Here is a 24,580-nt window from a genome sequence, read left to right as displayed (position 1 = left end):
GTGTTATCCATCCCTGACGCACAGCCTCGGCCAGCATGGCATCGGCCAGGAGCGGGCTGCGCCCCTCCCGGGGCGGAACCAGCTCTGCAACCACACGATCCCGGTCGGTGACCAGCACGGTCTCCCCGCTGGCGACGAGGCGAACGTACTCACTCAACTTGTTCTTGAGGATTTTGAGCCCGACTGCTCGCATCGTTCAGAGGGTAGCTTCCGGGAGCTACCTTTGTCAACCGTTAACCACTCGGTCTCCTTGAACGCGCACGAAGACCGAGACGCAAACGAACACCCCACGCACAGGCTGAACGGAGCCGCGGGATGACGCTGCCGCTCGAGCGCTACACCGTCATCGACCTGACGCGGGCACGCTCGGGGCCGACCTGCGTGCGCCAGCTCGCCGACATGGGCGCCAAGGTGATCCAGGTGGAGGCCAAGGGCGATCCCCAGGGCGACTTCGCCCGCCACGGGTTCGACTACCAGAACCTGCACCGCAACAAACGCTCCATCACGCTCGACCTGAAGCAGTCGAAGGGGGTCGAGATCCTGAAGCAGCTCGTGGCGCACGCTGACATCCTGGTGGAAAACTACAGACCCGAGGTGAAACACCGGCTCGGCATCGACTACGAGTCGCTGAGGGAGATCAATCCGCGCCTGATCTACGGCAGCATCTCGGGCTTCGGCCAGACCGGGCCCTACCGCGACCGGCCCGGCTATGACCAGATCGCCCAGGGCCTGGGGGGGTTGATGTCGGTGACAGGCCTCCCCGGTCAGGGGCCGGTGCGCGCGGGCATCCCGGTAGCCGATCTCGCCGCCGGGATCTTCCTGGCCCAGGGCATCCTGGTGGCCTTGCTGGAGCGGGAGCGGTCGGGCAAGGGGCAGTGGGTGCACACCTCATTGCTTGAGGCCATGGTGATCATGCTCGACTTCCAGGCCCCGCGCTGGCTCATCGGCAAGGAGATTGCGCCGCAGGCCGGCAACGACCACCCGACGGGCATCCCGACGGGCACCTTCCGCACGGCGGACGGGCACGTCAATATCGCGGCCTCGGGCCAGACCATGTTCCGGCGGCTCTGCGAGGCGCTCGGCACCCAGGCCCTGATCGACGACCCCCGGTTCAAGACGCCGCCCGCCCGCTCCAAGAATCGCGCTGCGCTGACCGAGGAGCTGGAGAAAGTCCTGGTCACGCGGCCGAGTCAGCATTGGGTGGAGGCGCTCAACGCGGCCGGCGTGCCCTGCGGCCCTATTCTCAACATCAAGGAGGTCTTCGAGGATCCGCAGGTGCGTCACCTGGGTTTGGCCATGAAGGTGACCCACCCGAAGCTCGGCCAGCTCGAGGTTCAGAACTTGCCCGTGACACTGTCGAGGACGCCGGGAGCCGTGAGGATGCCGGCGCCTGAACTGGGCCAGCACACCGACGAGATCCTGGGCGAGCTGGGCTACTCGAGCGAGGACGTGATGGCGCTACGGCGGGAGGGTGTTGTCTGATGTGCCCCGGCGGGCCCATATCGCTGCGCGACAAGCCGGTGCATGGGGGGCAGCGCCAGACGGGCGCGGGAGGACGTGGAAGATGAGCGAGGCGAGAGTGATCGGGCTCCTGCATCCGGGGGAGATGGGCTCGGCCGTGGGCGCGACCCTGGTGGCCGGCGGCGCGCGGGTCCTGTGGGCGTCGGAAGGGCGGGGAGCGCGGACACGTCAGCGGGCCGAAGAGCTCGGCCTCGAAGATGCAGGCACCCTCGAGCGGCTCGTGGGCCGCGCGGAGGTGATCTTCTCGGTGGTACCGCCCCACGTCGCCGTGGACGTGGCGCGCGCGGTCGCCGCCCTCCGGTTCACCGGCCTCTTCGTGGACGCCAACGCGGTCTCGCCGGAGACGGCGCGCGAGATCGGCCGCATCGTCGAGCGCAGCGGGGCGCGCTTCGTGGACGGCGGCATCATCGGGCCTGCCAACAAGAAGCCCGGCGCGGCGCGCATCTACCTCTCCGGCGCCGAGGCGACGGCGGTGGCCTCGCTCTTCGCCGCTGGCCCGGTGAACGCCATCGCGCTGGATGGGCCGGTGGGCGCGGCCTCAGCCCTCAAGGTGGCCTTCGCCGGCTGGAACAAGGGGATGCAGGCCCTCCTCATGGCGATTCGTGCCCTCGCCATGGCGGAGGGGGTGGATCAGGCCCTCCTCGCGGAGTGGCGCATCTCCATGCCCGATGTGCCCGCGCGCTCGGAGCGCGCCGTGCATGACAATGTCAGGAAGGCCTGGCGCTTCGTGGGCGAGATGGACGAGATCGCCCGGACGTTCGCCCAGGCCGGGCTCCCCACGGGCTTCCTCGACGCGGCCGGCGAGGTCTATCGCCGTCTGGCCGGCTACAAGGACACCCCGACACCGCCCGCCGTGGAAGAGGCGATCGCCGCCCTCCTCAAGCGCGCCGCGCGGGAGCGCGGCTGAGGCCCGGCTCCTGGTCCAAGCCGAGAGCTCAGGTGAGGCTGCGTCGCGTCCGGTCCGGCGCTCGCCCGGAGGCTCGACGCGCTCGACGGTCACCCGGGTATGATAGGATCACCGCGTGAGAGTCGCGACCTGGCAAGGCGGGAGTCGCTTTACCATCGACGAGGTGGCAGATCCCGTCGCGGGGCCGGGTGAGGTCGTCGTCGCCGTCCACACCGCCGGCATCTGCGGCACCGACATCCACGCCACCCAGGGGCTTTTTCCCTGGCAGCCGCCTCTGGTGCTGGGTCATGAGTACACCGGCGTCGTGCGCCAGGTGGGCCGAGGCGTGAGCCGGCGCCTCGTCGGGCGCCCCGTGGCCTGCGAGCCCTCGTACGGCTGCGGGGAGTGCGCCGACTGCCACGCCGGGCGCGTGAGCCAGTGTCCCCGCTGCGTCCGCGTGGGCGGCTTCGCCGAGCGTATCGTGCTCCCCGCGAGCTGCGTGCATCCCTTGCCCGGCGGCCTCGATCCCGTCACGGCCGCGCTGACCGAACCGGCCGCCTGCTGTCTCGCCGGCCTCGAGATGTTCCCCATGCCGCGCGCGGCAACGGTCCTCGTCATCGGCGGCGGCCTCATGGGACTCCTCACCATGGTGCTCGCCCGCCGGCGCGGCGCCCGGCGCCTCATCCTCTCGGATCCCATCGAGGAGCGCCGCCGGATCGCCCGGCGCCTGGGGGCTCACGTGGTCGTCGACCCGTTGCGGGAGAGCCTGAGCGATCGGGCGATGGCGCTCACGCGCGGCCGGGGAGCGGACGTCGTCTGCGAGGCCGTGGGCAAGCCGGAGCTGGTCGCCGAGGCCGTGGCCCTGACCAAGCCCACCGGCATCGTGCAGCTCGTTGGCGTGAGCCCCAAGGGGAGTCAGCTCCCCCTGGACCTCTGGGACGTCCACTTCCGCGAGATCAGGATCGGGGGCACCTTCGGCCGCGGCACCGCCTTCCGCCGCGCGCTCGCCCTCATGCCCAAGCTCGGCGTCAAGCGGCTCGTCACCGCGCGCTTCCCCCTGGAACGGATCGGCCAGGCCTTCACCCATGCGGCGGCCGGCCAGGGAGTCAAGACCGTCATCACGCCGGGTGGGGCATAGCGGCAGGCTGCAAGGAGAGCCGGCGCGCGGCGAGTCGGCGCCAGGAAAGGCCGGCGTGCGCTGCCCGCGATTCGGGTGGGCTCAGGGGAGCTTCGACCGGCCGACTCGCCGATGCCTTGCCAGCTCTCAGTCTTCGTCCTCGATCGCCAGGATCGCCGCGACGCGTCTCCGCTCCCGGACCCCTTTGAACTGCTCCGCGCGCGTCTGGCAGCGTGTGCACCGCTGCGCGAACGGTAGCGCCTTCAGGCGCGCGAGCCCGATGAACTCGTCGCAGTCGTGGCAGATCCCGTACTCTCTGCGAGTGAGCCGTTCGAGCGCGGCGTCGATCTGGGTGACCTGCTGGCTCAGGCGGTCCACGAGCGCGACCTGCATCTCGTCCTCCAGGGTGTCGCTGGCCCAATCCATGACGTCCGGGGCTCGGACCGGCTCGGTCGAACAACGCCGGGTCCTGGCGCTGCGGATGGATTCTCGAGTTCGGGATGCATGGTCTTTCAGCGAATGCAGGAATCGTTCAATCTCCTTCGCCGTCCGGTGGTCAAGTTGATCCTTCGGCGTCATGTTGCGACTCTCCTTTCCGGGAATCTCGGATTATCGCGGTCAGGCCGTCGATGAGTGATTGTCGCGACGCCGAGGGAGCGAAGACCATCGGGTGAATCCATGAATTCAGAGTAGGGTGAATCCCTCAAGATCGGCGAGGGGCGACACGACCAATCGGAAGAATACGGGCGCGCGGACCGAAAATCGCTCTCGCTGGCCACGGCCGCGCGCCGGGGAGGCAACGTCGCTTACGGTGTGCGGGCCCTTCCGATCACGACCTGGAGCAACTCCTCCTTCGGCCATCGTCGCCGGTCGGCCCGACGGCGCTCGACCCCAACGGGGTGCTTGTACGCTCGCCGATCGCCGTAGCGCCGGTCCACGACGATCCCGACATCCTGCTGCCCCTCAAAGGCCCTTCGAAGCACCTCTTCGAGATAGGCGTGGGCTCGGCGGATGATGACGTAGACCCGCCCGCGGCCTCCTTCAGGGCCGGGGGTTTCGCGGTGGATCCTTAGCAGGAATGCGGGGAGGAATTCCATCGCGGCGTGTCACGGCGGCACAGACCTGTTCTCCGGTCGTTGATGCGACCGGATCGCCAGTCAGGCTCACGCGGTCTGTGCCGGCACAAAGACCCGGGCCTGCCTGACGGCACGGAGAATGGTCTGAAGGCACCGGGCGACATCGAGCTTCCTGAACAGGAGTTCCTCGGCCATCACGATCGTCTCAGCGCCCTCCTTGAGGCGTTTCCCCGTGTTCCGACTCTGTCGCCGCAGGTACCGGAAGGCGTCCGCCTCCGAGAGCTTGAGCCGCCTCATCAGCACCCTCTTGGCCTCCTCCACCCATCCCCTGGCATCCAACGCCTCGTGGAGGTCGCCAGCCTCCTCACAAATGGCCTGGAGCTCGAGAAAGCGGGCCAGCGCCACTTCGAGCGTCGCACGGAGCTGCGCTGTGTCCGCGGGTGTGACCAGATGGGCCATCACCCCGGCCTCCCGGGCCCGCCGGACGACATCCGCAGCCGCTCGGGGGGTCAGCAGAATGATGGGGACAGCCTGGCGGGCCAGGATCGTTCGGGCGGCCTCGATCCCGTCCGAGCTTGGGAGCTGGAGATCCACGATGACGAGATCCGGCTTCAGCTCCCCCGCGGCCGCCACAGCCGCCCGCCCGTCCTTGGCGTGCCCCACGACCCGGTGGCCCAGGCTTTCGAGCTGGGCCGTGAGGCGGGTAGCCAGGACTCCTCTCGCATGGGCAATGAGAACGCGCAGCTTTTGCATGGCTCGCTCCTCGTAGAGACGCATAGTCAACTGCACTTCGATTGAACGCGCCGGGCGCCCACGCGGTCAATGGGGGGAAATACTGGAATCGAGAGCGAAAAACTCCCCAAGCCCGGGGACAATTTAGGGGGCGGGGCGGAGGAGTGGGTCGGACAGCGGGGTCAGGCCGGGACGACCTCAGGCTCTCCGGGCCTGGGGCTCCCGGAGCCCCGCCCGGGAGACGCGTACGAGTTTGCAGGGGCGCGATCCTCCAGCGTAGCGGCCGGCGGGCTCGCGAGCTGTCTGTCTTCGTCCAGTTCTGGTGGGAGCCGGGCGCGTTCGGCCATCAGCGCGGTTCGGCGTCGCGCCTGTGCTCCTGCGTGAACAGCTCCGCCGCCTGGCGTTCCCGGGCCTCCGCGAGGGCCTCGGCCGAGGTGTCCTCCAGGAGCCCGCAGAAATGCTCGGCGGCGAGTGCGGGCGGGATCAGGACGTAATCGGCTCCCTCGGCGTAGAGACGCTGGGCGGCGGCGAGCGTGTCCGCCGTCACGACCACCTGCGCCCCTGGCGCGAGGCGGCGCACCTGTCGCAGCAGGCGAAGGTTGTCCGTACCCCGCAGGAACCAGTCCGACACCATGGAGACCGCGAGCGTTGCGCGCTCGATCCCCGCGTGGCGCAGGGCTTCGGCGTTGGAGATGTCGCCGTAGTGGCATTCCACCCCGTCGCCCTGCAGCAGCTCCAGGGTTTCCGGGTTGAAGTCGATGGCGACGATGCGCTCCTTCATCTGCGGGTGCTCGCGCTCGAGGTGCTGCAGGAGCGCCAGCCCCTCCCGCGACACGCCCAGGAGGAAGAGGTCGTGCACGTCTGCCGGAGGAGGCTCCGTCTCGGTCACCGGGCCGCGTCGCACGGCGCGGCGCCAGCCCGGCACGCCGAGCCGTGACAGGACCCGCGTCAATCGGCTGGCGAGCGGGTGGTTGAGCATGATCCCGTACGTGGAGATCACGGCGCTGAAGAGCAGCGTGTAGAGCACCATGGCCGCCAGCTCGTGGCTGACGTGACCGTGGCCGACCCCGAGCGTGACGATCACCAGCGAGAACTCGCTGATCTGGGAGAGGTTGATGGCGACGACGCCGGCGGTCCGCGTGTCGACCCGGAGGAGCATGAACAGCGGCGCCAACGAGACGAGGCGGGTGAGCGCGACGAAGGCGGTGCCTGCAAGCGCAAACAGCACAAGCTCCATCGACGGCGCGGGAACCTTGAGGCCGAGGGCGACGAAGAAGAGCGTGATGAAGAAGTCGCGCACCCCGGCCAGGCGGGCGATGACCTCGGCGCCGTACGGGAACGCGGCGATGACCATGCCGGCGATGAGGGCTCCCATCTCCTTGGAGAGCCCGGTGAGGCCGGCGACGAGCGAGACCAGGAAGCACCAGGCGATGGCGGTGAGGAGCACGAGCTCCGGGGACTTGGCGATAGCGCGGAACAGGCGCGGCAGGACGAAGCGCGAGAGGAGGGCCGCCGCGCTCACGAGCACGGCGCCGAGCGCAAACGAGCGCAGCATGGGACCGGGCCGGAGGTTCTGGAGGTTGGGCTGCAAGGCGAGAAAAGCGATGGCCCAGAGGTCCTGGAAGACGAGGATCCCCACCGTGACGCGTCCCGCGAAGGTGCCCAGCTCGAACTTGTCCGACAGGAGCTTGACGACGATCAGGGTCGAGGACAGGCTGAGGGCGACCGCGAGGTAGAGGCGGTCGAACCGGCTCCCGGACGCCGGGAGCGCAGAGGCGAAGGCAGCCCAGGCCAGCCCGACGCAGATCGGGAACTGGAGCAGCCCGGTGACGGTGATGGTCCGCCCCGCCTGCAGCAACCTGGGCACGCTGATCTCCAGGCCGATGATGAAGAGGAGGAAGATGAGCCCGATCTCGGAGATCAGCTCGATGCTCTCCTCGTCCCGGATGACGCGGAAGCCGAGATGCGGGCCGAGGACGACGCCGGCGAGGATATAGCCGAGGATCAGGGGCTGGTGGACGCGTCGCGCCAGCAAGGCGAATGCGGCCGCGCCGATAATGCTGATGGCGATCCCGGTCAGGATGTCATGACCCATGGCGCAGCTCCGGCAGCCGCCTCATCGCCTCTCGGCCAGGGCGTCCAGAAAGCGCGCCACGTGGCGCAAACATCTCGGGGCGCCCAGCGCGGCGACGAGGAGCGCAGCCGATACCAGCGGCAGCGCGAAGATGGTGGCGTCCACGAGGAACACGGCGACGAGTAGCCAGAACTGCCAGGTGGTGAGGTGCCCCCACGGCCGGCCGGGATCGACCGGAGTGACGAGCCCGTCCGCCACGGTCTCTGGGTGCCCGGCGCCGGGCGCCGAGAGGTCCTTGCCTCCCGAGCGACTGACGAGGAGCCGGGCCCGGGGGCAGAGCTGGCGCAGCAGCGGACCCAGCTCGCTCAACCCGGGACTTCGCGGGTCGAGACGGAGCACCATGGTGGCGCGGTCGATTCCCGCGCGTTGGAGCACGCCAGCGTCGAAGGGGTCGCCGCAGACCGCTGCGATGGCGGCGCGGTTGAGCCGTTCAACCACCTCGGGCCGCCGGTCGATGACAGCGATGCGCTCGATGACCGCCGGCGCCTCCGCGCAGAGGTGGTCGAGCAGGGCGCGCACGTCGTCAGAAAATCCAAGCACAAGGATGTCGCGTTCTATCTCACACATGGGACACCGCTCCTCTGTTGAACGTGCCGGGAGAGAAGCTTCAGGCGTGAAGCGGAGCGGTACTCAGTGGTCTTCGGAGACCGGGGAGACCGCGTCACCGGCCTGCGCGCGCGGCAGGCGCCAGAATGCGACGCTCACACGGCGCGCGGGCGGGGGAGTCGAGCGGGAAGCCCGGGGGACGTCGTGATCAACCACCTGAGTCGCCCGCGGGGCCACGGGCACACTCTGGCGGTCGAGGGTCTGGGTTCTCATCTGGCTCGATCGAGCGCGAAGCGCCTCGACGGAATCGTCAGGGTCGAACTGGTACGCTCCCGGCAGGAGGGGAGTCGAGACGTCGAACAGCAGGAGCCAGGCCAGGAAGCACGCAAGCCCGGGCAGCCTCATAACACGAGGAGTATAACAAAAGGGGGCCGCCGTTGCGCTCCTGGTCGGTGGCTTTTGGTCCAGCCGTGGTAGCGGCCTTGGCGGTGGCCGCTGAGCGCGGGGGCGTCAGCCAGCACGGTGCAGCTGGACAGGCAACTGTTTCCGGCGCCGGCCCAAAAGGTGCCCGCTACAACGGCCTGCGGCTGAGAAGGCGCTAGAAAAGCGGCGCGTCCTTGGCGCGCGCCCGGTGGAGGGCGTAGACGAGGGCGAGTCCCACCATCCCCGCGATGTCCGTATAGAGGCCCGGCTTCACCAGCGCCACGGCCGAGACGAAGAGGATCACGCGCTCGTACCATCGCGCGTCCGTGAGCAGGTAGCCCTGCATGGCACCGGCGAGGGCGTACATCCCGATGGTCGCGGTGATGAAGATCCAGACGGCCTCCTGCCAGGTCGTGTTGATCAGGAGCATCTGCGGGGCGGTGATGAACATGAACGGGAGGAGGAACGTCCGCATGTCCAGCGAGAAGGCGCGCCAGCCGGTCCTGATCGGGTCCGAGCGCGCGATGCCGGCGGCAGCGTACGCCGCGAGCCCAACCGGCGGTGTGTCGTCGGCCAGGATTCCGAAGTAGAAGACGAAGAGATGCACCGCGATCAGCGGGATCTCCAGCCCGTGCTGCCTGCCGACTGCGATGAGGGCGGGCGCTGTGAGGGTGGCCATGATGATGTACGTCGGCGTCGTGGGCACGCCCATCCCCAGGATTAGGCAGGCGATCATCGTGAGGAAGAGACCCAGGTAGAGGTTGCCGGCCGAGAGATCCACCACGATGCCGGAGAGGTTCAGTCCCACCCCGGTGAGAGTCACGATCCCGACGATGATCCCCGCGCTGGCGCACGTGGCGGCGACGGAGGCCATGTTCCGCGCGCCCATGTAGAGGGCCGCGACGAGCCTGAGCCCGGTCTCGGCGAGCGCTGTGCCGACGCTCTCCGCCGGCGCGTGGCCGGGGACGATCGGCCGCCCGCGGAGGCCCTGAACCAGGCTCGAGACGCAGAACATCCCCATCGCGGCCACGATCGCCATGAAGGCGGAGGTGAGCGGCGTCATCTCCCGCACGATCAGGTAGTAGAGCAGCACTCCCACCGGGATCAGGTAGTGGAGGCCCGAGAGGAACGTGGGCCAGAACCGGGGCAACTCCTCCCGCGGCAAGCCTGTGATTCCGTGTTTGAGCGCGAGGAGGTGGACCGCGCCGAGCAGCGCGAGCTGGTCGATGACGGCAGGGAGTGCCGCGGCTTTCGCAATTTCCAGGTACGGGATACGGAGCCATTCGGCCATCACAAAGGCCGCCGCCCCCATGACGGGAGGCATGAGCTGGCCGTTGCCGCCCGCCGCGGTCTCGATCCCACCGGCCACCTCGGGCTTGAACCCCACGCGCTTCATGAGCGGGATCGTCATCGAGCCGATGGTGGCCGTGTTGGCGATTGACGAGCCCGTGATCGTTCCCATGAACGCCGAAGCCACCACCGACACCTTGGCGGGGCCGCCGCGCGTGTGGCCGAACAGCGAGAAGGCGATGCGGATCAGGTACTCGCCGGCACCGGTCCGCTCGAGGATCGCCCCGAAGAGGACGAAGGCGAAGACGAAGGTGGCCGACACGCCGACGGGGATCCCGAAGATTCCCTCGGTCGTGAGGTAGAGGTGGCCGATCACCCGCCGGATCGAGTAGCCCCGGTGGGAGAACAGCTCGGGCATCCAGGGGCCGACGAAGGCGTAGAGGAAAAAGATCGCGGTGATCGCGGGAAGCCAGAACCCGACTGCCCGGCGCGTGGTCTCCAGAACCAGCAGAACCAGGAGGAACCCGACGGCGGTGTCAGTCGGCGTCGGGATCCCGACCCGTTGGATCAGGGCCTCGTGGTGGATCGCCACATAGAGGGCCGCATAGGCGCCGAGGGCCCCCAGGACCAGGTCGTGCCAGGGAAGCCGGGTCTGACGCGCGCTGCGGGTGATCGGGTAGAAGAGGAAGCAGAGCGCCATGGCGAAGGCCAGGTGGATGGAGCGCTGGAGCACGCCGGGGAGCGTGCCGACCGCCGCGGTCCAGAGCTGGAAGGTTGACATGGCGAGCGCGATCGCACCGGCCAGCCAGAAGGACCAGCCCGCCAGCTCGCGCGCGCCGAACTCGGCCTCCTTGACCAGGCGCTCGGCCTCGGCGATCCCCCCCCGTTCCTCCTCGCCGAGCTTGAGCTTGAGATCCTCGGCCATAGGGTGTCGCCGCTCAGGGTGACAGGTAGGAGCTGACGAAGCTGCCCGTCGACCGTCCGGCGCGGGCGAAGCGATCCAGGCGGAACGGCGCGCGATTGACGGTGGTTCGCCCCTCAGCGATCAGCTCCGCCATCAGCTCGCCGACGGCCGGGGCGAGCTTGAAGCCGTGGCCGCTCATCCCGGCGGCGATGTAGAACCCCGCGACCGGCGACTCGTCGAGGATCGGCATCCAGTCGGGCGTGATGTCGAACGCGCCGGCATAACCGTGCTGGTATTGGCCGTCGCCCAGGCGCGGCCAGGCGCGGGTCGTCCTCTCGAGGGCCCCCAGCGCCTCCTCGAAGCCGACCTCGCTCCCCAGGAGCTCTGGGTCCATGGGGTGCCGGGTCTCGTCCTCGGTCAGCGAACCGGTCAGCGTCAGATCCCCGGTCTCGGGCTTGGCGTAGCTACCGCCCACGAGGTCCAGATAGACGAGATGGGGCGTGCCGAACGTGCCGGGTCGCTTGACGACGAAGACGGGATGGCGGCCGATGACGATGGGGAGATCCACCCCGGCGAGCCGGGCGACGGCGGGAGACCAGAGCCCTGCGGCGTTGACAACCACCGGCGCGTCGATGGCCTCCCCTGATGCGGTCGTGACGCCGACGACCCGGTCTCCCGAGACCCGGATCCCGGTGACCTCGACGCCCTGCTGGATCACCACTCCGCGCGCCCTCGCGGCAGCGGCATAGCCGAGGGTCACGGCGGTGGGATCACCGTAGCCCGACTCGGGCTCGTAGAGGAGCCCGCCCAGCCCCTCAGGCTGGATGCGCGGCTCGAGCCGATGGGCCTCCTCGGGAGTCAGCAGCTCGGCCCTGACCCCGACGGCACGCTGGACATCGAGGCTCTTTCTGAGAGCCGGGAGCATCGCCCCAGGAACCCCGATCAGGGCGCCGCAGCCCACGTAGCCGGATTCGCCGCCGACGAGCTCCCGGAAGCGCTGGAAGACCCGCAGCGACGCGAAGACCATCGCGGTGGCTTCGGGGGTCGGATAGAGCTGGCGAATGATTCCCACCGACCGCCCCGTCCCGCCGGCGGCGAGGAAATTCTTTTCGAGGACGACGACCTCCCCGACACCGCGGTGGGCCAGGTGGAAGGCGAGGCTGGCGCCTGTTACCCCGCCGCCGATGATCACGACGTCTACGGTCCGCGTCATCGCACTCGGAGGGGGGCCACCCAGGCACCCCCACGCCTTCGGCGTGGATGCCCGGGTACCCGCCCCTTCCGAACCTTCCCCCCCGCTTGCGCGGGCCGGGTACCCACCGCGGAGCGGTGGGTGCGCGCTCGAAAGAGTGCCATGGCTACTCCAGCGAGACGCGCTGCCCGATGCCTTCGGCGAGCGCTCGATCATACGCGAGCCGGGCGGCGGCAGCGTCCTCGAGGGCAAAGCCGACGGACTTGAAGAGGGTGATCTCGTCGCGCTTCACTCGACCGGGTTTAGTCCCCGTGACAAGCTCCGACAGCTCGGCGGCGACGTGAGCCGGGGTGATCGCGCCTTCCCTGATCGGGATGAGGAGGTCGCCGGCCTCCTCCTGCGCCGTCGCGTGGGTGTCGACGACGACGCGGGCCCGCTTCACGGTTTGGCTATCGACTTCCCGCGTGTCGGGCCGAAAAGCGCCGACGGCATCGACGTGGGTCCCCGGCCTGAGGCCGTCACCGTCGAAGACCGGGGTCGGCGAGGTCGTGGCACAGGTGACAAGGTCGGCTTGAGCCACCGCGTCCTTCGGGCTCCGGGCCAGCGTGACAGGGATCCCCAGAGCCTCCGTCATGGCGCCGGCGAAGGCTCGTGCCCGCTCAGGCGTTCGCCCGACAACCAGCACACGCTCCAGGGCGAGGATGGCGGCCAGGCAGCGAAGTTGGAAGGCGGCCTGGACACCGGCGCCGAAGCAGGCCACGCGGCGCGTGTCGGGCCTTGCGAGAAAGCGCGCGGCCAGCGCCGAGGTGGCGCCGGTACGAATTCCCGTCAGGAACGCGCCTTCCATCAGCGCCAGCGGCGCTCCAGTTTCGTGGTCGAGCAGGACGTAGGCGGCGTAGATGGTGGGGAGGCCCCGCTCGCGGTTCCTGCCGTAGACCGTGACCAGCTTGGCTCCGAGCGCCCCCGACTCCAGGAGGGCCGACGGCATCACGAGGAGGCGTCCGTCGGGCGGGACCTCGAGCCCGTGACGGGGCACGACCCGCGACGCTCCTGCCGCGTGCTCGCGGAAGGCCGACTCGACGGCCGTGATGACATCGGCGGGGGCGAGCAGGCGCTCGAGCTCCCGCCGGCCGAGGACCAGCATCACGCCTTTGGCTGGCGCCGGATCATGCGCTGCACGCGGACGTCCATGACCGGCTCGCCGCGCTGGTTCACGATCCGGTGCTGGTAGGTCACGATCCCCCGATCGGGCTTCTTTGTCTCGCGCTTGTCGGTGACCTCCACCTGGACGCGGATCGTGTCCCCTGCCAGCACGGGCGCGACCACCCGGACTTCGCCGCCGAGGTAGGCCATGCCGGTGCCGTGGAAGAGGCCGGTCTGCATGATGAGGCCCTCCGAGAGGGCGAAGGTGAAGGCGCCGGGGACGGGGCGCCCCTTGAAAACGCTCTCCCGGGCCACGTACTCCATGTCCATGAAGAGCGGCTCGTTGAAGCCGCACAGGTTCACGAAGGTCACGATGTCGGCCTCGGAGACCGTCCGCCCGAGCGTCTCGTACTTCGCGCCGATCGCGTGCTCCTCAAAGGTCAGCCCTTGCTGTCTCATCTTCTCCTCCTTGCGATGCCGTCCGCTCGGCAGATCGTCACACCTCGCCCAGGTAGGCGCGGCGCACCTCGGGGTTCTCCTGGAGCTGGGCGGCCGACCCCGAGAGCACGATGGCGCCGGTCTCCAGCACGTACCCGCGGTGGGCGATGGAGAGCGCCATGGCCGCGTTCTGCTCCACCAGGAGGATCGTGGTCCCCTGCCGGTTGATGTCCTGGATGGTCTCGAAGATCTGCTCGACGAGGACGGGCGCAAGCCCCATCGAGGGCTCGTCGAGGAGGAGCAGGCGCGGGGAGGCCATGAGGGCCCGCGCGATGGCGAGCATCTGCTGCTCGCCGCCCGAGAGGGTGCCCGCGACTTGGTGTTGACGTTCTCTCAAGCGCGGAAAGAGGGCGAAGACTCGTTCCAGGTCTCTGGACACTCCACCGTCCGAGCGGGCGTAGGCGCCCATGTTGAGGTTCTCCCGCACGGTGAGCTGGTTGAAGACCCGCCGTCCCTCCGGCACCTGCACGATGCCCCTGGCAACGATCTCGTGCGGTGAGAGCATGCTGAGATCCTTACCGGCCAGGACAACGTGGCCCTGGCGAGGTCGCAGTAGGCCGCTGATGGTTTTCAGCGTAGTGCTCTTCCCGGCGCCATTGGCGCCGATCAGAGTCACGATCTCTCCTTGGTCTACCCTGAGGGAGGCTCCCTTCAGGGCATGAATCTGACCGTAGTACACATGCAGGTCATCGACCTCCAGGAGTGCCATCGACTACCCCCTACAACTCTCTTCTCGCAAGGCGAGGCGCGAGGTCCACCTGCTGGAATGAGGACCTTCAATCCGCATCAGGAAGAGGGGACGGCGTAGGGCGGGTCACGTCCGCGGCGCGTTTGCGGGTGCCCAGATAGGCTTCGATCACCCACGGGTCGTTCTGGACCTCCCTCGGCGTTCCCTCGGCGATTTTCACGCCGTAATCGAGGACGGTGACGCGATCGGAGATCCCCATCACCACGCGCATTTGGTGCTCGATGAGCAAGATGGTGATCGCTTTCTCGTTCCGAAGGCGCTGGATGAAGGACATCGTCTCGATAGTTTCCCGGGGGTTCATCCCGGCGGTGGGTTCGTCGAGAAGCAGCAGCTTGGGACGGCTGGCGAGCGCCCGAGCAATCTCCAGGCGGCGCTGCTCGCCGTAAGGCAGGTTCTTGGCCAGGAAGTCTCCCTTACCTGTCAACCCCACGAACTGCAGCAGCTCGCGGGCGGCCGTCGCCGCCGCCTCCTCGTCCCGTCTGGTGAACGGACTGTTCAGAATGGCCCCGATCCAGGACGACCTGAGATGCGGGTGCATGCCCACCAGGATGTTCTCGAGGACAGTCATGTTGGCAAAGAGCCGGATGTTCTGGTACGTCCGGGCAATCCCCAGCCCGGTGATGAGATCCGGCGTGAGGCCGTCGATCGTCGTCTCCTGGAAGACGATGCGCCCTTCATCCGGCCGATAGAAGCCTGTCACGCAGTTAAAGAAGGTGGTCTTCCCCGCGCCGTTGGGTCCGATGATGCTGTGGATCGACTGCTCTCGGACCTCGAGATTCACCTGGTTCAGAGCGACAAGTCCACCGAAGCGCTTGGTCAGATCATGCGAGGTGAGGATGGCCATGCTAGCCGTCCGTCGGCGGCGCGTCGGTCAGCCGCGTCGCTTCCCGCGAGCGGACCATCTCATCGGCTGCGTGCAGTTCCCGGCTGATCGCCGCAGCGGGCCATAGCCCCTCGGGTCGGAGCTGCATCATGAGCACGAGCGCGGCCCCGTAGACGAGGAAACGGAACTCGGCAAACTCGCGAAGCAGCTCGGGCAATCCCACCAGGAACAGCGAGCCCACGACCACGCCGGGCATGCTGCCTATCCCGCCCACGATAATCAGAGCCAGCACGTTGATGGAGATGAGCAGCTGGAAGCTGTGGGGGAACACCGAGCCCACCAGGACGGCGAAGATCGCCCCGCTGACGCCGGCGAAGGCCGCTCCAAGGCCGTAGGCCAGGAGCTTGACGTTCACCAGGTTGATCCCCATTGCTTCGGCGACGTCTTCGTCCTCGCGCAGGGCCATCCATGCCCGTCCCAGCCGCGAATCGCGCAGCCGGATGGCTATATACGCCACCAGTGCGCTGCTGACAAGCGTCACATAAAACAGGTGCTCGGGGCCTTTAAGTTCGAGTCCCCCGATGGTCGGCTTCGGGATTCCCAGCACCCCCTGGGAGCCGCCGAGCCACGGGCGGAGGAAGTCGGAGAGGAACAACAACCGAGTGATCTCTCCGAACCCCAGCGTCGCGATGGCGAGATAGTCGCCGCGGATCCCTAGCACCGGCACGCCGAGGATTACCCCGGCGATCAGCGAGACGACCACGGCGACGGGGACCGCCCCCCAGAAGGAGAGGTTGGCGATGGCAAGATCGCCGGTCGAGGTCAGGAGGCCCGCCGTGTAGGCGCCGATGGCGAAGAAGGCCACGAAGCCGAGGTCGAGCAGGCCGGCCAGCCCCACTTCCAGGTTCAACCCCAAACCCATCAGGGTGTAGAGCCCCACGAGGACCAGGACCGTGGAGAGAAACGGGCCTGCGGCCAGGGGCAAAAGCAGCAACACTGAGACGCCGAGGCCCAGCGCGAGCAGGCGCAGGCCAAGCCGCCGCGAGGCAGGCAACGTGAGGAGCCACCGGCGCGCTGCAGCCTTCCGGTCTGTCCAGAGGGCGCTCATGCCCCCCGCGAGCAGGAACGTTGCGAAGGCGCCCGGGAGAGAGAGACCGTTGTCGGCGAACAGCAGCCCGCGAATTGCCGAGCCGACGATGCTCCTGCGCAGTACGGGATCGAGCAGCTCCTGAAACAGGCCGAGGGCCAGAACGCCCGCCAGACCAGTCACGAGCGGCCCGCGCGCTCGCGCCGCCAGGAGCGAAGCGACGCCGCCCGCGGCCCCGGCTGCCATCGCGGCCAGGACCGTGAGGTATGCTCCTGCCACGCCCTGGCCGAACGAGAGCAGCGAAAAGAGCCCGGGTGAGGCATTGACGAGCACCTGACGCAGGTCCAGGGCACTCCCGACCAAAACCAGCGCGGACAGCAGCGCCCCGGCCACGGCGCCAGCCAGACCAGCGCGCGAGAGGATGAGCATGGGACCACCGCCGGCAGATCGTTGAGCAGCCTGGTACCCGGCTGCCAGACCGGTCAGGAGAAGCAGGGAGCGGCCAAGCGAGATGACGCCAGCGACAATCTGGCGCCCGGCAAACGCCTCCACCATGCCGACGAGCGCAAGGAAGACGGCAACTCCGCCCCAGACCAGACCCGTCCGTATGGTGCCGCCCCACAATCGTGGATCCGTGCTCACAAGCACACCTTCTCTTTGTGGCTAGGCCTTCTTGACCACGAGCCGCTCACCCAGGATCCCCGAAGGCCGGAAGATCAACACCATGACGAGCATGGTAAAGGCGATGACATCCTTGAGCTGGTATGGCGCGACGATGCCCAGACCGTCGAGAAACAGAATGGGGCCGACCGATTCGACGACGCCCAGGAACAGGCCGCCGAGCATGGCCCCCGGGATGTTGCCGATGCCGCCCAGCACGGCGGCTGTAAACGCCTTGATGCCGGGCACAAAGCCCATGAAGAAGTGCACCTGCTTGAAGACCAGCGCGTACAGCATGCCCGCGGCCCCGGCCATCGCCGCCCCGACACCGAAGGTGATCACAATCACGCGGTCTACGTTGATCCCCATCAGCGCGGCCACTTCCATGTCTTCAGACACCGCCCGCATCGCGGTCCCCATCTTGGTCCGCATCACGAAGATGTAGAGCCCGAGCATCATCAACACAGACGCCACCAGCACCACCGCCTGGGTCCGCAGGATCTCGATGCCGGCGATCGTCCACTTGCCTTTGAGGATCTCGGCCTCCGGATACGCCTTGAACCCCGACCCGTAGAGGCCGCGGAAGGCGTACTGCAGGAAGAACGACGCTCCGATGGCCGCGATGAGCGGGACGAGGCGCGGCGCGCGCCTGAGCGGCCGGTAGGCGATGCGTTCGAGGAGCAGCGCGACGGCCGTCGAGGTGACCATCGAGACGGCCAGAATCAGGAGGAGGCTCAGGATGGGGTTCCGGTTGAGGTGGCCGGCCCTTGCCAGGGCATCGGCGACGAAGTATGCCGTATAGGCGCCGCTCATGAACACCTCGCCGTGGGCGAAGTTGATCATGCGCAGGATCCCGTACACCATCGTGTAGCCGAGGGCGATAAGGGCGTAAACGCTGCCCTGGGAGAGGCCGAACACGACGAGGTCAATCCATGTCTCGCCGGAGTACGTCCCAGCGGAGAGGGTGCCGATGGTGCCCCAGATCACCAGGAGGAGTACCCCGGCGCGAAACGCCCAGAGCAGCAGATCGACGAGCGACAGTTTCTGAAACCAGCGTTGCCGCACAGGAGGCCTCTAACTAAAAAGGGGATGAGCCGAAGAGACCTTCCCGGCCCATCCCCTCAGGTGATCGCCCAACCGGTATCGACCTACGGGTAGATCTTCCGCGGATTCTTTCCCGGCTCCCACTTTGCCGGGTCGGCCGACTCCGTCTGGTAGACGGCGATCTTCGGATCTGCGCAGTCGCCGTACTTGTCGCAGGTCAAGGTTCCGGTCAGACCCTTGAAGCCCTTGGTCGCATACAGGGCGTCCCGCAGAGCCTTCCGCCCGATGTAGGTGTTGCCGGCCGCGTCCTTCTTGGCCACCTTCTCGATGGCTGCAAAGACCATCAGCGCGGCGTCGTAGGCGTGTGGGTGAAACGCAGACAGCGGCTTCTCGCCGTACTTCTTCTGGTGCTTGTCAACGAAGGTTTTGTATGCGGGTCCCAGCGCCTCCGGGGAAAGGTCGGGGCTTGAGTGGTACATGCCCACCGCCGCATCGCCGGCGGCCTTCATGAAATCCGGCGAAAACATCCCGTCCGCGCCCATCAGTTTGACCTTCCCCACGCCGGCCACTTCCTTGGCCTGGCGGGTCACGTGGCCGCCCGCGGCGATGAAGATCGGGTAGTAGATCAGGGCCGGCTTGCCCGCGCCGATCTTCGTCAGCACCGGGCGCATATCCGTGTCCGTCGGCGCAATTGCCTCCTGAGAGGTAATCGTACCACCCAGTTTCTTGAAGGTCTCGGCAAACACCCCTGCCAACCCTTCAGCGTACGGGCTCCCGTCGTGGATGGTCGCCGCCTTGCTGACCTTCAGGACTTTCCTGACAAACTCCGCCGCTACCCTCCCCTGCACTTTGTCGTTGTGAGCGGTTCGGACGTAGCCGTCGAAGGTCGGCCCGCGATCAGGAGCGGTGAGCTTGGGCGCGGTGTTGGAAGGCGAGACCGTCACGATTCCGGCCCTCCAGAGGATCGGGGCCCCCGGCACAGCCTCGCTCGAGCAGTTGGAACCGATCGCTGCCACGATCGCTGGGTTTGCGGCCAGCTTGGTTGCCGCAGTCACGCCCCCCTCGGCGTTACAGCCCGAGTCCTCACCGATCAGCTTGATGGGATGGCCCAGGACCTTGCCGCCTTTGTCCTCGATGGCGATTTCGACGCCCCGCCGGGTGTCGATGCCCAGGCTGGCATCGGGTCCGGCCACCACGAACCAGTACGCAATGGTCAGGGGCTCGCCCTTGGCAAGCTTCACCACGCCAACGGGGTCGGTGACCGGCGCCTGGGCAGCGGCGGGGAGGGACGCGAAAGAGAAAGACACCATCATGAGGAGCAACCAAATCCCGAAAGACTGCGGAGCGGTTCCGCGTTTCATAGCTTTCTCCTCCTCATCTTTTGTCGTGTCTCTTTGTTCCGACTCCTCGCTGGACATCACGGGTCCCTATCCCAGGGAAAACCTTCTCGGGCCCTCGCCTCGTCGCTGGCGCAGGCGATGAAGCTGCCTCCGCCGAAGCGCCTCGGCTCGAACTGCCACGCCTGCGGCTCGTCGGGAGCCCCTCGGCTCGAACTGCCACGACGATTTTTCTCAGAGCCTTGCACTCCATAGACCGCTCCCTTACCGGATGTGACACGCCATGCGCCCGTTGGCTTACCTTTTCAGCGCCGGGGCAGTGATCTCCAGTCGCCTCACCTCCTTGCTCTCGTCCCACTTGGCCGGGTCATCAGAGACCACGCGGAAGACGAAGTAGAGCGCTTTCTTCGGATCGCCCTTCTCGTCGAACTCGATCGTCCCCGTAATCCCGCTGTGCTTGACCTTCCGGACGGCCACCATGACCGCCTCGCGGGACGGCAGCTTGCCACCGGCCGCCTTGATGGCTGCCTCCAGCCCCTTGAGCCCGATGGCCGTGGCGTCATAGGCTTGGGCGGAGAAGGACTCGGGGTCCTTCTTGAACTTCTCCTTGAAGGCCTTGGCGAACTCCTTGGCCTTGGGGTACACGGTGACCGGGCCGACGACGGACGTGTAGTACATCCCGACCACGGCCTTTCCGGCGATCTTGGCCAGGGCGGAGGAGTCCATCCCCTCCGGGCCCAGGAACTTGGACTTGACGCCCTTCTCCCGGGTCTGCTTGAAGAACGGGGCCGCCTGGTCATGGATGCCGCCGAAGTAGATCAGGTCGGGGTTCTTGGCCTTGATCGGCGTGATGATCGGGTCGAAGTTGGACCTCTCCTCGGTCCCCTCGAAGCCGACCACCGCGATCCCGAGCTTCTTGGCACGGTCTCTGAAAGACTCGGCCACGCGCTGGCCATATGTGGTCCTGTCGTGGATCACGTAGGCGGTCTTGCCCCCGAGGCTCGTCGCAAACTCTGCTCCCGCAACGCCCTGGACGTCGTCGCGGCCGGAGACGCGGCTGACGTTGGAGTAGTTCCGGTCAGTCAGCGTCGGATGGATGGCGGGGGAGATCATCGCGAGCTGGGCTTCCCGATAGACCTCCGAGGCAGAAATGGCGGTGCCCTGGAGATGGCCGATCACGAGCAGGATTTCCTTGTCAGCGATGATGTTCCTGGCGTTGGCAACGGCGACGTCGGACCTGGCCTCGTCGTCGAACGAAACCAGCTCCACGTAGAAGTCGAGCTTCTCGACAGGGCCCTTGAACTGTTCAATGGCCAGTTGGGCCCCGAGCCTGAGCCCTTCGCCTACGGCGGCCTGGCCGCCCGAGAGCGGGCTCTGGGTAGCGATCTTGACGATGCGCTTCTGCTGGGATTCGACAGGGGAGTTCGCCGGGAGCGCCAGGGCGAGAACGGTGAGGATGAGAAGCAGGGGGCGGATGCGGAAGGGTCTAATCGGGCTCCCTCCCCTTCTCAATGAGATCCGAACAGGAAACGAGGCAGGCCAGTCAAGCTGTCTGCGCGCCATTATAGCGGCTTGGCCGCAGGTGTCAAGTGACCCACCGCACGCCGTTACTCGGGCTTCAGGACGACCCGGTCCTTGACCTTCAGCTCGACCCCCGGCCGGGTTTCCTGGATCTCGGCGAGCGTGAACCGCTCCCGGAGCTCCACCACCCGGGCTGTCCCGATCTCCTCATCCAGCTCGCCCAGGTATTCGCCGCTGACCGGGTGGGTGAGCCGGATACGTTCCCGGCGGAGGCTCAGGATCGAGCCCGGCTTGACGCCGTCGGCGGAGGTCAGGTCCACGACGATGAGCCGCTTCTGGATGTGGACGATGTACCCCCGCGGGGTGACCTCCTGCACGGGAGCCTTCTCCGGCTTCGTCGCCGCACGAGCCAGGGTGGGCTTCGGCGACGTCGCCTCGCCGGCCGGCTGAGCGGACGCGTACTGGAGCGGGCTGATCCTTGCGCCTCCCGGCGGAGACCCGTACTGGGTGACGACGTGGGCAGGGGCGAGTACCGAGTTTTTCCCAAAGATGATGGTGGAAAGGGTCGTCGGGATCTTGTCCTCCTCCACCCAGACATACTCGGGCTCGCGCATCGTCGCGCCGTAGCGGGGGTTCCGGATCAGGACCCAGCGGGCTTCACCGTTCCGCGACGCGACGGCCTGTGAGGCCGGCGCTTTGGGCGCGGCGGGCGGGCCGAGGTTCCGGCTGTCTCCCCCCCTGACGGCTTCATAGAGGCCGCAGGCGGGGAGGAGGAAAACCAGGCTCAGGACGGCGAGGGTGCGGGGGGGCTGCACGAGGCGTTCACCGTGAAGCAGAAGAGCCTGCGGGGCGAGCCCCGCAGGCTCTTGACTGCTCTCAGAACGAGCGACCTTTTAGAAGAAGAACCAGAGCGCTCCGTGAACAATATTCACGTCGCCTTCCTGACGGTCGAACGTGTCAACCCAGAAGCGCCGGTATTCGAGGCCGGCCTGCCAGCGCTGCCAGAACTTCTGAAGGAGGTTCACGTGGACCGACTGGTGCCTGGCCTGGTTGCTTCCGGTGAAGCCAGCCGACGTGATCCTGTCGGCCTCGTGCCAGCCGTAGAGGGCCGTCATGCTGGTGTCCTTGGTGAGCTTGAGCGACGCCCCGGCGTACCAGCCGTCGGCCTCCACGTTGCGGACTTCGCTCCCCACCAGAAAGGCTCCCGGGAAGTCACCGTTCAGGAGCCGGCTCAGCCCGTCGCCGTGCTGGTAGTGGGCCATGAGGGTGACCGGATCCAAGTTGAGCTGGGCGCTGACCTGGATTCCCCACGCGGTCTCGTCCTGGTCACGGCCGCCTGTCAGGATCACGCGGTTGTTGCCGGCAGCGCCGGCCACTTCGCCCTGGAAGATCGAGTGGAGCCAGGAGAGCTTTCCGACGAAGAGTGGGATGTCTTGTCCTTCACCCTGGTTCTCGGCAACCGTCGCGGAGCCCAGATTCTCCAGGGAGTGCTTTTCGGCGCCCGCCTCGAGGACCAGGTCCCCCATGCCGCCCCCGAGGGCGCTCTTCCAGCCCACACGGAGTTGGGGCTGGCGGGCGAAGATCTGGCCCGCCGGCCCGTTGAAGTCAACGAGGTCAGGCTGGGCGATATCGCTGTTCATGAAGATCGACCAGTACTGCCCGGCCAGGAGGAAGAAGCCTGAGGGATGGTCGCCTCGGGCGAAGGCGTGGCGCAGCCGGAGGTGCCGGCTGTTTGAGGTCCCGGCGCTTCCATCGGTGGTGAAGAAGTCGGTCTCGACCCGCCCCGACATCTTGACGCCCATGACCTCGTCGGTGAAGGTCACCCGCACGCGCGTCTCGCGCGCGTCGAGGATGGTCTGGGAGTTGTCGGCATCCCGATCGCCGTCGAGCCGAGTGCTCGCCGGGGAGGGAGAAGGAAGACCGGCACCGTCGGTGATGATCTTGTCGCTGTACTGGACGTCGAGCTTGATGTACCCGCTGATCCCCACCTTCAGCTCGGCCCCGGCGGGCGCGGGCATAGCCGCCACCACGGCTCCGAAGAGCAGCGCGAGGCCAACCAGCATCCATTTCGTCCTCATCGTCTCCTCCTTTCACGCCGGCTCTTCACACGACTCGAGACCCCAGTTTGCAGTCGCGGCTCACTCGCTCTCAGCGGCCCGGCTCTGCTCGAAAAAGCGCCCCCTCGCTACTCGTGAATGACCTCCGGGATGCCAGAGAAGCCGAGCGGACACCGCGATTCTTGTAGCAGAAGTCCCGGTTTCAAGTCAAGCAAAAATCACGCGGGGGAAGTCTAGGAGCGTGTCGGAGTAATGCCCTTCGAGCGCGGGCTTTGCCCGCGCAATCAACTCGGGCCTCGCCTAGTGGCTCACCTCGCCTGCGGCTCGTCGGCAGCCCCTCGGCTCGAACTACCACGGAGGGAGGTATCGGAAGGGGGGCGAAACCCCCCTCCGAGGTGTTTAGCGGGCCTTCGCCGCTTTGATCCTGGCCAGGAATGCGCGGGCGGCCGCGGCGGGGTCCGGGGCCCCGCAGACGGCCGAGATCACCGCGGCACCGTCGGCCCCCGCACGGATCACCTCGCCGACGTTGTCCGGCGTGATGCCGCCGATCGCTACGAGCGGGACGCGGATGAGGGGTCGGACCCGACGGATGAGCTCGACGCCGACAAGCTGGGACTCCGGCTTGGTCGCCGTGGGGTAGATCGAACCGATGGCCACGTAGTCCGCGCCATCAGCCTGGGCGTGTGTCGCCTGCTCCAGGCTGTGGGTCGAGACCCCGAGGATCATTCCCGGACTGAGCAGCCGTCGGGCGATGGGAGCGGGCAGGTCGTCCTGGCCCACGTGGAGGCCGTCAGCTTCCACCGCGAGCGCCGCGTCCAGGCGGTCATTCACGATGAAGGCGACACCGGCCTCGCGGGCGCGACGCCTCACCTCCTGGGCCAGTGGCAGAAGCTGACGGGTGGACCACTCCTTCTCCCGGAGCTGCACCATCCGGCAGCCGCCGGCGATCACCGCATCCAGGACCTCTCTCAGGTCCCGGCCACCGCTCGCGGCGCGGTCCAGGATCGCGTACAGCTCGATCCGCGTTCGTAGAATCTCGGCCATTTCTCTGTTCCTGCTCAATATTCCCGCCGGGGGGAGCATCGAGGGGGGTGGGGACCCCCCTCGAATTTAAAGCGTGGGGAGCGCGAAGCCGCCTTCGAGAAAGACCGGGTCGTCCAGGAGGCGGAGGTGGAACGGGATCGTGGTTTTCACGCCCTCCACCACGCACTCGCTCAGCGCACGTCGCATCCGGCGGATCGCCTGGGCTCGGGTCTCGGCGTGGACGATGATCTTGGCGATCAGGGAATCGTAGAAGGGCGGGATCACGCACGGCGCCAGGAGGTGGCTGTCCACCCTGACGCCCGGCCCACCCGGGGGGACCCAGGTGGTGACGCGCCCGGGCGACGGCGTGAATGTGTCGGGGTCCTCGGCGTTGATCCGGCACTCCACCGCGTGACCGATGAGCTGGACCCGGTCCTGCGCGAGGCTCAGGTTCTCACCGGCCGCGATGCGGATCTGCGCGCTCACGAGGTCGACGCCGGTCAGCATCTCGGTGACCGGGTGCTCCACCTGGATCCGGGTGTTCATCTCGATGAAGTAGAAGCCCCCCTCGCGGTCCACCAGAAACTCCACGGTGCCCGCGCTCACGTAGTTGACCGCCCGGGCCACAGCGAGGGCGGCCTTGTAGAGCCCGCGCCGGGTCTCGGACTGAAGCGCCGGCGCCGGCGCTTCCTCGAGGAGCTTCTGGTGCCGCCGCTGGATCGAGCAGTCGCGCTCGCCGAGGTGGATCCGGGTACCCGCGCGATCACCGAGAACCTGCACCTCCACGTGGCGGCTCTCCTGGATGAACTTCTCCAGAT

24 protein-coding genes are annotated in these 24,580 nt (G+C 67.6%); 3 read left to right on the top strand and 21 right to left on the bottom strand.

Going from position 1 to position 24,580, the window contains the following annotated elements:
- A partial coding sequence (locus HY726_09905) for a type II toxin-antitoxin system Phd/YefM family antitoxin (protein MBI4609314.1) occupies positions 1–193 on the bottom strand: 193 nt, incomplete at its 3' end.
- 122 nt (positions 194–315) lie between these two features.
- Between HY726_09905 and HY726_09900 the strand changes: the two genes are divergently transcribed.
- The 3 genes from HY726_09900 (at position 316) to HY726_09890 (ending at position 3,545) form a co-directional block, all read left to right on the top strand.
- A complete protein-coding gene (locus HY726_09900) occupies positions 316–1,482 on the top strand; it encodes a CoA transferase (GenBank protein ID MBI4609313.1) in 1,167 nt (388 codons plus the stop codon).
- A gap of 82 nt (positions 1,483–1,564) precedes the next feature.
- Positions 1,565–2,428, top strand: coding sequence for an NAD(P)-dependent oxidoreductase (locus HY726_09895; GenBank protein MBI4609312.1), 864 nt, complete (start codon positions 1,565–1,567; stop codon positions 2,426–2,428).
- 115 nt (positions 2,429–2,543) lie between these two features.
- On the top strand, positions 2,544–3,545 hold the full coding sequence (locus HY726_09890; protein MBI4609311.1) for an alcohol dehydrogenase catalytic domain-containing protein: 1,002 nt from the start codon (positions 2,544–2,546) through the stop codon (positions 3,543–3,545).
- 126 nt (positions 3,546–3,671) lie between these two features.
- Here the strand turns inward: HY726_09890 and HY726_09885 are convergent, their stop codons facing one another.
- The 20 genes from HY726_09885 to HY726_09790 all read right to left on the bottom strand — a co-directional run.
- Positions 3,672–3,950 (bottom strand): TraR/DksA family transcriptional regulator, encoded by a 279-nt coding sequence (locus HY726_09885; GenBank protein MBI4609310.1) that lies wholly within the window; start codon positions 3,948–3,950, stop codon positions 3,672–3,674.
- A gap of 380 nt (positions 3,951–4,330) precedes the next feature.
- The gene (locus HY726_09880) at positions 4,331–4,621 is read right to left on the bottom strand and encodes a hypothetical protein (protein ID MBI4609309.1); all 291 of its coding nucleotides are present in this window, start codon (positions 4,619–4,621) and stop codon (positions 4,331–4,333) included.
- A 66-nt stretch (positions 4,622–4,687) separates the two neighbouring features.
- The gene (locus HY726_09875; protein ID MBI4609308.1) at positions 4,688–5,353 is read right to left on the bottom strand and encodes a response regulator; all 666 of its coding nucleotides are present in this window, start codon (positions 5,351–5,353) and stop codon (positions 4,688–4,690) included.
- 325 nt (positions 5,354–5,678) lie between these two features.
- Positions 5,679–7,427 (bottom strand): cation:proton antiporter, encoded by a 1,749-nt coding sequence (locus HY726_09870; GenBank protein MBI4609307.1) that lies wholly within the window; start codon positions 7,425–7,427, stop codon positions 5,679–5,681.
- 21 nt (positions 7,428–7,448) lie between these two features.
- Positions 7,449–8,033, bottom strand: a complete 585-nt coding sequence (locus HY726_09865; GenBank protein MBI4609306.1) for an NAD-binding protein — start codon at positions 8,031–8,033, stop codon at positions 7,449–7,451.
- A 63-nt stretch (positions 8,034–8,096) separates the two neighbouring features.
- Positions 8,097–8,417 (bottom strand): hypothetical protein, encoded by a 321-nt coding sequence (locus HY726_09860; protein ID MBI4609305.1) that lies wholly within the window; start codon positions 8,415–8,417, stop codon positions 8,097–8,099.
- A gap of 193 nt (positions 8,418–8,610) precedes the next feature.
- Entirely contained in the window at positions 8,611–10,650 is a 2,040-nt protein-coding gene (locus tag HY726_09855) for a TRAP transporter permease (GenBank protein ID MBI4609304.1), read from the bottom strand.
- Between the two features lie 13 nt (positions 10,651–10,663).
- Positions 10,664–11,842 (bottom strand): FAD-binding oxidoreductase, encoded by a 1,179-nt coding sequence (locus tag HY726_09850; protein ID MBI4609303.1) that lies wholly within the window; start codon positions 11,840–11,842, stop codon positions 10,664–10,666.
- 145 nt (positions 11,843–11,987) lie between these two features.
- Positions 11,988–12,968 carry an ornithine cyclodeaminase family protein gene (locus HY726_09845; protein MBI4609302.1) on the bottom strand — a complete coding sequence of 327 codons (981 nt, stop codon included), beginning with the start codon at positions 12,966–12,968 and terminating at the stop codon, positions 11,988–11,990.
- The gene (locus tag HY726_09840; protein MBI4609301.1) at positions 12,965–13,423 is read right to left on the bottom strand and encodes a MaoC family dehydratase N-terminal domain-containing protein; all 459 of its coding nucleotides are present in this window, start codon (positions 13,421–13,423) and stop codon (positions 12,965–12,967) included. The genes HY726_09845 and HY726_09840 overlap by 4 nt, the downstream gene beginning before the upstream one ends.
- A 37-nt stretch (positions 13,424–13,460) precedes the next feature.
- Positions 13,461–14,171, bottom strand: coding sequence for an ABC transporter ATP-binding protein (locus HY726_09835; protein MBI4609300.1), 711 nt, complete (start codon positions 14,169–14,171; stop codon positions 13,461–13,463).
- 67 nt (positions 14,172–14,238) lie between these two features.
- Entirely contained in the window at positions 14,239–15,054 is an 816-nt protein-coding gene (locus tag HY726_09830; GenBank protein ID MBI4609299.1) for an ABC transporter ATP-binding protein, read from the bottom strand.
- 1 nt (position 15,055) lies between these two features.
- On the bottom strand, positions 15,056–16,762 hold the full coding sequence (locus HY726_09825) for a hypothetical protein (protein ID MBI4609298.1): 1,707 nt from the start codon (positions 16,760–16,762) through the stop codon (positions 15,056–15,058).
- A gap of 21 nt (positions 16,763–16,783) precedes the next feature.
- Positions 16,784–17,845, bottom strand: a complete 1,062-nt coding sequence (locus HY726_09820; GenBank protein ID MBI4609297.1) for a branched-chain amino acid ABC transporter permease — start codon at positions 17,843–17,845, stop codon at positions 16,784–16,786.
- 83 nt (positions 17,846–17,928) lie between these two features.
- Positions 17,929–19,242, bottom strand: coding sequence for a branched-chain amino acid ABC transporter substrate-binding protein (locus HY726_09815; protein MBI4609296.1), 1,314 nt, complete (start codon positions 19,240–19,242; stop codon positions 17,929–17,931).
- A 216-nt stretch (positions 19,243–19,458) separates the two neighbouring features.
- A complete protein-coding gene (locus tag HY726_09810) occupies positions 19,459–20,637 on the bottom strand; it encodes a branched-chain amino acid ABC transporter substrate-binding protein (protein ID MBI4609295.1) in 1,179 nt (392 codons plus the stop codon).
- A gap of 131 nt (positions 20,638–20,768) precedes the next feature.
- Positions 20,769–21,497, bottom strand: coding sequence for a hypothetical protein (locus tag HY726_09805; protein ID MBI4609294.1), 729 nt, complete (start codon positions 21,495–21,497; stop codon positions 20,769–20,771).
- 78 nt (positions 21,498–21,575) lie between these two features.
- On the bottom strand, positions 21,576–22,760 hold the full coding sequence (locus tag HY726_09800) for a porin (GenBank protein ID MBI4609293.1): 1,185 nt from the start codon (positions 22,758–22,760) through the stop codon (positions 21,576–21,578).
- 378 nt (positions 22,761–23,138) lie between these two features.
- Complete coding sequence (gene thiE, locus HY726_09795) at positions 23,139–23,783, bottom strand: thiamine phosphate synthase (GenBank protein ID MBI4609292.1); 645 nt, start codon at positions 23,781–23,783, stop codon at positions 23,139–23,141.
- A gap of 66 nt (positions 23,784–23,849) precedes the next feature.
- Positions 23,850–24,580, bottom strand: a 731-nt coding sequence (locus HY726_09790) for an acetyl-CoA carboxylase biotin carboxylase subunit (GenBank protein MBI4609291.1), incomplete at its 5' end; no start/stop codon positions are given.

The organism is Candidatus Rokuibacteriota bacterium, from assembly GCA_016209385.1.
In the GTDB taxonomy this organism is placed as follows: domain Bacteria; phylum Methylomirabilota; class Methylomirabilia; order Rokubacteriales; family CSP1-6; genus JACQWB01.
This window is presented reverse-complemented; position numbering and strand designations above follow the sequence as displayed.